Raw genomic sequence first — 10,045 nt, forward strand, 5'->3', positions numbered from 1 at the left:
AACAATAAAGGAGAATTAAAATGGTAAAGGTAATTGGCGTGAGATTCCGAAACGCAGGTAAGATCTATTATTTTGACCCGCTGGATCTGGATATAGAAGTGGGGCAGAATGTGATTGTGGAGACTGCGAGAGGTATTGAATATGGCCATGTGCTCATTGCACCGCGTGAAGTAGACGACAGCAAAGTGATACAGCCTTTGAAGGCTGTCATTCGTCTTGCAACACCGGAAGACGATGAGATTGAACGCAAGAATAAAGAGAAAGAGAAAGACGCATTTAAGATCTGCCTTGAGAAGATTGCCAAGCACAAACTGCAGATGAAGCTGATTGATGCGGAATATACATTTGACAACAATAAAGTCCTTTTTTACTTTACAGCAGACGGACGAATTGATTTCCGTGAGCTGGTGAAGGATCTGGCTTCGGTATTCAAGACACGTATCGAACTGCGCCAGATTGGTGTCCGTGATGAGACGAAGATCATGGGCGGTATCGGTATCTGCGGCAGAAGTCTCTGCTGTCATACATTTTTGTCGGAATTTGCACCTGTGTCGATTAAGATGGCGAAGGAACAGAATTTATCTTTGAATCCGACAAAGATCAGCGGTGTCTGCGGCCGACTGATGTGCTGTCTGAAGAATGAAGAGGAGACGTATGAGTGGCTCAACAGCAAGCTGCCGAATATCGGTGATCGTGTGACGACAGATGATGGCTTTAAAGGTGAAGTACAGAGTGTCAGCGTACTGAGACAGCTTGTGAAGGTGATCGTCACCCTTGAGAATGACGAGAAAGAGATCCGTGAGTATAAGGTAAGCCAGCTGAAGTTCCGTTCGAAACGCCGCAGAGATAAAGGCAATGTGAATGATGCGGAGCTGAAAGCTCTTGAGGCGATGGACCGTAAGGAAGGAAAGTCATCATTATAATGGATTATTTATTACCCGGTGAAAGATTTGACGAACTTCAAAGAAATGGCTACCGTATTATTCAGAATCCGGCAAAGTTTTGCTTTGGCATGGATGCGGTTCTGCTTTCGGGCTTTGCACGGGCAAAACGCGGTGAAAGGGTACTGGATCTCGGAACGGGTACAGGCATTATCCCGATTCTGATGGCAGCGAAGACGGAGGGTGAGCATTTTACGGGACTTGAGATTCAGGAAGAAAGTGCGGATATGGCGGCCAGAAGTGTAGCCTGCAATGGGCTTCAGCAGAAGATAGATATTGTCAATGGCGATATCAAAGAGGCATCCGGGATATTCGGGGCTGCTTCTTTTGATGTTGTGACGACGAATCCGCCGTATATGACGGATACCCATGGGCTGAAGAATCCTGATATGCCAAAGGCAATTGCCAGGCATGAAGTATTGTGCACATTAGATGATGTTGTCCGGGAAGGGGCAAAAGTGTTAAAGCCCGGCGGCAGGTTTTATATGGTGCATCGGCCATTCAGACTGGTTGAGATTTTTCAGACGATGACGAAGTATAAGCTTGAGCCGAAGCGAATGAAACTGGTGTACCCTATGGCGGACAGAGAACCGAATATGGTGCTGATCGAGGGCATCCGAGGGGCAAAATCCATGATTAAGATTGAAAAGCCTCTAATTGTTTATGAGAAGCCCGGCGTTTATACTTCGGAGATCTATGATATCTATGGCTATTAGAATAAGTGCATAGCGATGTAGCAGATAAAATGCAGAAAAAAGGCGGATGAATTTTCTCATCCGCCTTTTTTCTGCATTTTATCTGCTGCATGTAATATGGATCATTCATTCGGTATCCTATATCCGATAAAAATCGGTTATTAACGGTATTCTTTGAAGCAGGTGACCGGAATCATATAGCGGTTAGGCAGATCCGGCCGCTTACCCGGATATTCGCCGATGGCAATGCCGTTGTAGCCCTTTTCAAGCAAGGTATTCAACTGCGCCAGACTGATGATGGCCACGGAATTCTCGCCATCTAAGTAAGCAATATGGTAGAATTCAGGGCGAATACCGGCATTTTTTGTAAATGCGCAGATATTCTTGTAAACATGCTTGCCCAGCAGCAGGCTGTCGCAGCCATATTTCGGAACCATTGTGCCGTTCCCCTGAGTTGTTCCCTGATAGCGGATCTGCTTCTTGATCTTGAGGTAGAGAAGCGAATTGCCGTTAATCCAGTAGCCGCTTGGCTTACCGATCAGCCACTGGTTCTCCGGGCGATGATGGTAGTAAGTCGGCAGATATGCATAGTCATTGAAGGGAAATACAGTCTCTTTAGTGCCGCGGGATTTGCTGATGAGCTCGCTGATAATGGCACAGGATTCCTTATTCTCAGCAATCTGATTATCAATTTTGGATGGGGCATAAGGATTGGAAATCTTCAATTTGCCGTGCTTCTTTGGGCCGTGTTCCTGAAGAACAATATTGTCCGCATATCTTCGGGAATTCTCAAGGACGATGAGATCGAAAGTGACATGGGCATTCAGTGGATACTCCCTGCCCTCTTTCATCTTGAAACTGATGTCATGTTCGCCTTCGGCTTTGATGTAGCCGTATTTCTGTTCGGGATTGACGTATTTGATTGTACCTTCCATGTTGATTTCTCCTTTGATGGTGATGTTTTGAAGAAAAATGCTCGTACTGAGTTGTTGGTTCTATTATAGCATAGATGGGAGAATTTCTGTAGTCCGGATGGTATTTTGGAAGTTGGATTTGAGGGGGGATTATAGTATAATAGGGATGATTAAGCAAAGCCTAAAGCCCCGGATGCTGAAGGGGTGAAAATATGATGCAGAGAAAATGATAAAGAAAAAATGATGCATAGAAGCAGAAAAGAAAGGAATCGGCAGAAATGGCAGGAAAATTATATTTATGCGCAACGCCTATCGGCAATCTGGATGACATTACGTATCGTGTGCTTGAGACACTGAAATCGGTGGATCTGATTGCTGCGGAGGATACACGCAACAGCATTAAATTGCTGAATCATTTTGACATACATGTACCGATGACAAGTTATCATGAGTTTAACAAAATTGATAAGGCAAAATATCTGGTTAATCAGATGTTAGACGGTACGAACATTGCATTGATTACGGATGCCGGTACACCCGGAATTTCTGATCCGGGAGAGGAATTGGTGCGTTTTTGTTACGAAGCGGGAATAGAAGTGACTTCCCTTCCGGGTCCGGCAGCCTGCATTACGGCATTGACATTGTCCGGTTTATCCACCCGCAGATTCTGTTTTGAGGGTTTTCTTCCAACAGATAAGAAGGAGCGTCAGGTGGTTCTTGAACGTTTGAAGAAAGAGACGAGAACAACTGTCTTCTATGAGGCCCCGCACAGGCTGCTGAAGACACTTCCGCTGCTGATAGAGGCAGCAGGAGAGGACAGGAAGGTTTCTGTATGCCGAGAGATTACAAAACGCCACGAAACGGTGTTCAGAGCTACTCTTGGTGAAGCGTATGCCTATTATCAGGCCAATGAGCCGAAGGGGGAGATCGTGCTTGTGCTGGATGGGGTTTCTCAGAAGAAACTGGATGAGGAACAGCAGCAGTCATGGGAGAGTATGTCCATTGAAGATCATATGGCGCTGTATATGAGCCAAGGCCTTCAGAAGAAAGAAGCGATGAAGCGCGTGGCAGCGGACAGAGGTGTGACGAAGCGGGATATTTATCAGTATTTGGTGGATGTAAAATGAATTAAGGCAAATTATGATTGAGGGGTGCAGAGTGCCAGTGGCACTCGTTTTGCAACGAACGAAGTAGAACGAAGAACTGTGACACTCTGATTACATAGATACCCGAAAGGAAATCCATGTAATCAGAGGGCTAAGCCAATGAGTATTTTTTATTTTCAGACACCCTCAATCACATGAAGTCCTGCAAGACGGGCCATTTCCATAATGGACTGCTTGGAAACTTTCTTGTCATGGAAATCAATCAGTTCATCCATATTGCCGGTAAAGATATCACTGGCTTCATATTTTCTCAAAATAATGCGATCGTCATCTACAAAGATTTCAAGCGGGTCATGTTCGCCGATATTCAGGTTGCGTCGGAGCTCAATAGGGAGCGTAATTCTTCCGAGATCATCCAGCTTTCTTACAACACCTGTGCTTTTCATCAAAAAAACCTCCTTATTTCAGGCAGGCAAAGGGAAATCGTGCCTGCGGAAAACAAAAAAAGACAACCAAAACAAGTGTTTCGATTGTCTCCATTGACATACATATTTATCTGCGTTTTAATATATCATTTAAGAAAGAAGATGTCAACTGAAATTGTTGAAATTTTCCAGTATGTTGGTGGAAAATATATTGTCATATCGGGGTGCAGATGGTAAAATAAATGAGAGAATATCTGACACGGGGGTTATAAATGTCGGATAAACAAAAAGATAATGGAGGGGTTTACGATGAGAATTTTACCAGAAGAAACAGGCGCTGTTGTGATTGATATGCAGGAGAAGCTGATGATGGCCATGAATGAGACAAAGGCCTGCGAAGAGAAGGCTGCAATGCTTCTGAAAGGCCTTCAGGTGCTGTCGATTCCGACGGTGATCGTTCAGCAGTATACAAAGGGACTGGGCTATACATTGCCGTCACTTTATGAGGCAGCAGGCACAACGGAATACTGTGAGAAGGCATCTTTCAGCTGTTGCAGAAATAAGGCGGTTCTTGATAAGCTTGAGAGTATGGGGAAGAAGAATATTCTTGTGATGGGAACAGAAGCACATATCTGTGTTCTTCAGTCCTGTATCGATCTGAAGGCAGCAGGATTCCAGCCGGTGATGGTGGTGGATGCAGTTGCTTCACGGCGGGAAGCAGACAAGAAGATAGCCATTGAGAGAGCAATCCAGGAAGGTATTCTTGTGACAACAGCGGAAGCAGTCCTGTTCGAACTGACCCTGGACTCAACGAATCCATGCTTTAAGGCCATTTCCAAACTTGTGAAATAGTATCTTATAAGAGCGTGAAATAATAGAATATGATGAAGAAATCCCTCATTTCAAAACAATATGGTTCAGAAGCCATTGGGTTTTGAAATGAGGGATTTTGTCTATTATTTGGCCTTTTTGTCGGCGGATTTCTTATCAGTAGATTTCTTGATGAATTTCTTCAGTTTCTTGCGGGTGCCTTTGCTGATGTCGTGTTCCATCAGATCTGCTTCGGCAAGAGCTGTCTGTTCGTCTACATCAAGGATCTCCGTGAGAAAACGATAGACGATCTTGTTGGTATCAAGGATATTCTTGGCTGTGTCACGGCCTGCGTCCGTCAGGGTAATCTTGCCGTAATGCTCATGTTCCAGCAGTTCCAGTTCCTTCAAGGTATTCATGGCCCGGTTGACACTTGGCTTGGAGATACCCAGGGAACGGGCAATATCTGTGATGCGCACTTTCTGACCTTCAAGGTTCAAAAGGTATATTTCCTTTAAATAATCTTCCAAAGACGCGGATAATCGTGTTGTTTCTTCTTTCATTTTATTACCACCTTTCAACTTGTGAGGTCGGTTCTGTGTCTTTTGATGGGTGCAGTGCTCAGATATCCTTCAGATTCTTCTCAAAGGAGGAGAGTCCCTTGATCAGGATCCGGCATTCCTCTTCGGTCAGAGAGGCATGGATGGCATCTACAATACGGGTGTGGAAATCCTCATGATGCCGGAAGGCGGATTCGCCCTTCTCGGTGAGAGATACGAGAACAACACGACGGTCTGTTTCACTGCGGGTTCGAAGAACATATTCCTTTCGAACCAGTCCGTTGATGGCAATGGTCAGCGTGCCCACGGTGACGCCTACCTTCTTGGCAAGGGAGGACATATTGACTTCGTTGTGAAGACCGATGGCATTGATGACATGCATGTCATTGACGGAGATATCCTTGAAGGTGTCCCTGATAAGAAAATTCCGTTCAATATCCAGTGCATGATCAAAAAGATAAACAAGGATTTCGTTCAGCTGATCATAATTATCCATAAAAAATAAACCTTTCACAATTATTCTGTACCTTCTGACATGTGACCTGTCTGAAGTCCATAACGTACATATATCTAAGGCTCATTATAACATTTGTACCATGTGACGGCAAGAAAAATAAAGGGATGAAAAGCAAACAGGAGGCGATGCAGATGACATCTCCTCCTGTCGGAAAATTCTATGATATGATTTAAATTATTTCAGTTCGTCAACAACCTTCTGGATAGCAGCCAGTGCATCATCAGGAAGCTTGTCATAGCCCTCTTTTTCTGTGGCGAAAGCTTTGATCTCGTTGACACGGTCGTTCATGCGGGCTTTGAGCTGATCTGTGTAGTTCTTGTCCTGCATATCAGGCACAAAACCTTCCCAATCCATGATCTCGATATCGGAGAACGGACCCCACTGATGGAAATCAGCACGTTTCTCAACAATAGCTTCGAGGATACCCAGAGTATCTTCTTTCTGGACTTTCTTGCCCATGAAATCGCCGGTATTAACGATGTAGCAGTCAACGTGCTTCTCTTCAACCAGTTTCTTGAACTTCTCATAGTCATTAGCCAGAGGATATGTTCTGAATGGGTTGGCATAAGGAACAACAACCAGTTTGTTCGGGTCAACGCCAGGCGCAAGTCTCTCTGCAGAAGAACGTTTTGTTGCCAGTGTGGCACCCATAACGGAAGCAAGGGAAGCTCCTTTCAGTTTAACAACCGGTGGAATTGTAGGGTCTTTCATAATCCAGAAGATCGCATTAACAGGGGCGTTAATCTTGTCCACACGGTTCGGAGACCAGAGCTTGGACTTGATGGCACGGCCATTGCCGTTACGGATATCTTCTGTGACAAGCTGGATCTTGCCGTCCTCATCCATTGTAGCGGAGCAGTTCTGAGCTGTCAGAAGGAATTTGTTGTCAGCGCAGCCTGTCGGATAGTCCGCAGTCTTGTCGAAATATGTCGGTTCAATGGCAATGGATGAGCATGTATCTGTATTGATAATGAAAGCATCATCATGGAGGACTTTGATCTCATACTTGCCGCCGTGTTTGGCATGTGTCAGAGTGGACTTGCCGGAGCCTGACAGGCCGTAAACGGAAGCAACGTACTTGGAGCCGTCAGGAAGAAGGTATTCCTTCTGGCCGCCGTGGCAGGAAGCATAGCCGTTGCGGTTGGCGATGGCCCATACCATTGTCAGTGTGCCCTTCTTGTGCTCACCAAAGTATCTCATACCAAGGATGCATGCACAGTTTGTCTCTGTATTGAAATAGCAGAGTGTCTTCTTGGCAGGATCGCTTAAGCAGTCAAGGCTGACACCAGGTGCTTCGTTCGGAATCCACTGTGGATCTGAAAAAATATAGATATCTGCTTCTTTGCCGTCGCCGACAGGTTTGGAAGCTTTGTACATCTTAACATAGTCATCGGACATATACTGGAAGTTCAGCATCCAGTTGTAAAGAATGTTCTCTTCACCTTCAGGAATCAGCAGGTGGCACTTCACCATGAATTCAGGGTCAAGGCCTGCGTAAACGGTTGCATGATACAATTTCTTGAACCTTGCCGTGTAAACGGCATCCATAACAACTTTGTCCAGTGCGTCACAGTCAACGCCGGGTTCGCCTGCGATACGTCGGGCTGTTGCGTAACGGCCTGTGATGGCACCGTCATTGAACAGAAGTACTCTTGCATCACTGTCAAGACCGAATTCTTCACCTCTGTAAACAGGCATATCTGTTACGATCGTACCAGGTGAATTCTTGGCCAGATTATAAGCTTCTTTCAATGTGTTGACTTTGACAACATTATTGCCGTAGAAGGCAGCTTCGATGATAGAACGTGTCTTGGAAAAACCAACTTTTCCGGCACCGATTTCGTTGAGTGGATAATAAGCTTTTGTTGACATATCTATACTCCTCCTGAAATAATAATTCAAGTCGAACGCTTGTACATGCTTGTACAGCGTATACCACTAATCAATAGTTTAGTTGATTAAAGAGTGAATGTCAAGTTGAACAGGATAATCAAGCTCTAATATAATCTTTTTGCATATATTTCTCTAAAACATCAAAGGAACATGGTCCGATGTTTAGGATACATTGATGAAATTCTTTTAAATTAAAATCATCACCCATGGTTTCTTCGGTATCATCTCTGAGTTCTTTAAATTCCATATAACCGATGCAGTATGGAAGGTAGGAGGCAGGATCGGAGACAATGGCGCGAAAAACGGAATGAACGGTTTCGTCATCGTCGAGGCCATAGTCGGACAGAAATTCCGTCACATCGTCAGTGGTCCAGCCCTCATAGTGAATGCCAAGATCGATCCGGCCGTAGAGTGCCAGCGTGATATCCTGATTGAGCTGCAGGCAGCGGGCCAGATTGTCATCCAGACCGGTCCATGTGTAAGACATATTTTCGGCATAAGTGGCCCAGCCTTCCACATAACCAAGGAAGTTCATAGCCTGGCGCAGGGGATCCGGGTCTGTGGCGGAGAAGTCAGATTGCTGATAGAGATGTCCGGGATAGCCTTCATGGGCCAGTGTCGTAAAAAGGGACAGATTGTCAGTAATCTGGCTGTTATTCAGGTAAATCACATTGTTGTCAGTGACATCCACAGGCGGAATCATATAAAAGGCGGGATTCATGCTGTCTTCCAATGATTCGGGAACATATTTCAGTGTATATTGGCTGGAAACTGCATCCGGAAAATCTTCTTTCAGCGAGGACTGAAGGGTTTGAAGAATAATCTTCGGGTCGTTCTCTGAAATATCAATGGACTCATCCAGTTTGTCGGCAAGGCTGTCATCGGATGACAGAAGCAATGCCATCTGAACTATTGTATTCTGCAGCGTATCATCCAGCCATTCAATCAGTTCTTCGGGGGTTTTGTCGGAGCCTGTCTGGCTTTTGACAAGATATTCATAGTATTCTTTGCCATGGTCAAAATAACAGAGGCCATTCTCGTTGGTACCGCTGCCTTTTAAAGCTTCCATGCCTTTGATCAGTGACTGGTAGGCAGGAATGACATAATCATGGACGGCCTGGTCATTTCGTTTGATATAATCTGCTTTGTCGCTGTCTGACAGACCGGAAATCGATTCGAGTTTTTCAGGAAAGACTTCAATCAGCATGTTGTTGTCGGGGTCTTCGATGAAAGACTGACAGGAAGCAATGACTTCATCCGCAGATTCATCAGACATAAAGAGGCCGGCATGGGCTTTTTCCTGTTCGTAATCAAGTATATTGTTAAAGCAGTCCGGAAAATCCTGAAGCAGAAGCAGATAATCATCTACATCCGCAGGGCTGTAAAAAGCATATTCAGACATCATAACCGGCAGCAGGCTCTGGGTGCCGGAGGTACTGCTCAGATATTCCGGATAGTAAAACAGGGTTTTGCTGTCATAGGTTTGCTCTGTTTCCAGAAATTCATCGAGAATATCGTAAGTCTGCTGTTGTTTCTCTGTGAGTTTTTCATAGTCAAAATCATGAAGCTCCTGTCTGAGCGCATCGGTACTGATGTCGGAGACAAATGTATCGATGGGATTCTGCAGATTAATACGTCCAAGGTCAATGGTATCAAGGTCAATATCATAGGCTGAAGGATCCTTGAGCTGAAAATGCAGGGTCAGGGCATCTGTGCTGACTGCATCAGTAAAAATTTCCCGTGTAAAATCATCGAAATCCGCATTGACTTCGTCACTGGCTGTACCGACGCTGTAACGTTGATCATACAGCTCATGGGCCGCAGCGGATGTGAGCATATTGGCGGATGAGCAGCCGCACAGAAGCACAGATGCGGCAATCAGACCGGCGATCAGCCGGTGAAAAGTATTTTTCATGGACAGATTCCTCCTAAATGCAAGTGCAAAATAGTGATGTAAATATTATAACATAGGAATAGTATGGCGGTCTCCTGCTATTTTTATGTTATTTTGCGGGTTGTATTCGAGTTTGGGTTATACTATAATTAATAACTAGTACATCGTTTTCGAAATAACTACACCATTCACTTGCCTGCGAATCCTATTGTACAGGTAGAAAAGCCTCGGCGTAGCCCGCTACGCCTGCGTTTTTTTACCTGCACACTCGAATCCGCATCCTACGCGAT

At 45.0% G+C, this 10,045-nt stretch carries 10 protein-coding genes; 4 read left to right on the top strand and 6 right to left on the bottom strand.

The features are described 5' to 3' along the window. The first annotated feature begins 20 nt into the window (after window positions 1-20). Together WMO25_RS09540 and WMO25_RS09545 are read left to right on the top strand one after the other, a co-directional pair. Window positions 21-923, top strand: a complete 903-nt coding sequence (locus tag WMO25_RS09540) for a PSP1 domain-containing protein (RefSeq protein ID WP_349085124.1) — start codon at window positions 21-23, stop codon at window positions 921-923. Continuing rightward, window positions 923-1,657 (top strand): tRNA1(Val) (adenine(37)-N6)-methyltransferase, encoded by a 735-nt coding sequence (locus WMO25_RS09545; RefSeq protein ID WP_349085125.1) that lies wholly within the window; start codon window positions 923-925, stop codon window positions 1,655-1,657. The genes WMO25_RS09540 and WMO25_RS09545 overlap by 1 nt, the downstream gene beginning before the upstream one ends. Before the next feature lie 140 nt (window positions 1,658-1,797). On the opposite strand, the gene WMO25_RS09550 is transcribed toward WMO25_RS09545, so the two are convergent. Beyond that, window positions 1,798-2,571 (bottom strand): hypothetical protein, encoded by a 774-nt coding sequence (locus WMO25_RS09550; RefSeq protein ID WP_349085126.1) that lies wholly within the window; start codon window positions 2,569-2,571, stop codon window positions 1,798-1,800. Between the two features lie 257 nt (window positions 2,572-2,828). On the opposite strand from WMO25_RS09550, the gene rsmI reads away from it, so the two are divergent. Next, window positions 2,829-3,677, top strand: coding sequence for a 16S rRNA (cytidine(1402)-2'-O)-methyltransferase (gene rsmI, locus WMO25_RS09555; protein WP_349085127.1), 849 nt, complete (start codon window positions 2,829-2,831; stop codon window positions 3,675-3,677). Between the two features lie 155 nt (window positions 3,678-3,832). On the opposite strand, the gene WMO25_RS09560 is transcribed toward rsmI, so the two are convergent. Continuing rightward, window positions 3,833-4,102, bottom strand: a complete 270-nt coding sequence (locus tag WMO25_RS09560) for an AbrB/MazE/SpoVT family DNA-binding domain-containing protein (RefSeq protein ID WP_015513017.1) — start codon at window positions 4,100-4,102, stop codon at window positions 3,833-3,835. A 288-nt stretch (window positions 4,103-4,390) separates the two neighbouring features. Between WMO25_RS09560 and WMO25_RS09565 the strand changes: the two genes are divergently transcribed. After that, window positions 4,391-4,933: an isochorismatase family protein gene (locus WMO25_RS09565; RefSeq protein ID WP_349085128.1), complete on the top strand. Its 543-nt coding sequence runs from the start codon at window positions 4,391-4,393 to the stop codon at window positions 4,931-4,933. A gap of 104 nt (window positions 4,934-5,037) precedes the next feature. On the opposite strand, the gene WMO25_RS09570 is transcribed toward WMO25_RS09565, so the two are convergent. The 4 genes from WMO25_RS09570 to WMO25_RS09585 all read right to left on the bottom strand — a co-directional run bounded on the left by WMO25_RS09570 (window position 5,038) and on the right by WMO25_RS09585 (window position 9,776). Next, window positions 5,038-5,454 (bottom strand): metal-dependent transcriptional regulator, encoded by a 417-nt coding sequence (locus WMO25_RS09570; RefSeq protein WP_349085129.1) that lies wholly within the window; start codon window positions 5,452-5,454, stop codon window positions 5,038-5,040. 58 nt (window positions 5,455-5,512) lie between these two features. Then, the gene (locus WMO25_RS09575; protein WP_117528546.1) at window positions 5,513-5,947 is read right to left on the bottom strand and encodes a MarR family winged helix-turn-helix transcriptional regulator; all 435 of its coding nucleotides are present in this window, start codon (window positions 5,945-5,947) and stop codon (window positions 5,513-5,515) included. A 195-nt stretch (window positions 5,948-6,142) separates the two neighbouring features. Further along, window positions 6,143-7,840, bottom strand: a complete 1,698-nt coding sequence (locus tag WMO25_RS09580; protein WP_349085130.1) for a phosphoenolpyruvate carboxykinase (ATP) — start codon at window positions 7,838-7,840, stop codon at window positions 6,143-6,145. Window positions 7,841-7,958: 118 nt separating this feature from the next. Next, window positions 7,959-9,776, bottom strand: coding sequence for a DUF885 domain-containing protein (locus WMO25_RS09585; protein ID WP_349085131.1), 1,818 nt, complete (start codon window positions 9,774-9,776; stop codon window positions 7,959-7,961). Between the last annotated feature and the right edge of the window lie 269 nt (window positions 9,777-10,045).

Source organism: Coprococcus intestinihominis (genome assembly GCF_040096555.1).
Classification (GTDB): domain Bacteria; phylum Bacillota; class Clostridia; order Lachnospirales; family Lachnospiraceae; genus Coprococcus_A; species Coprococcus_A intestinihominis.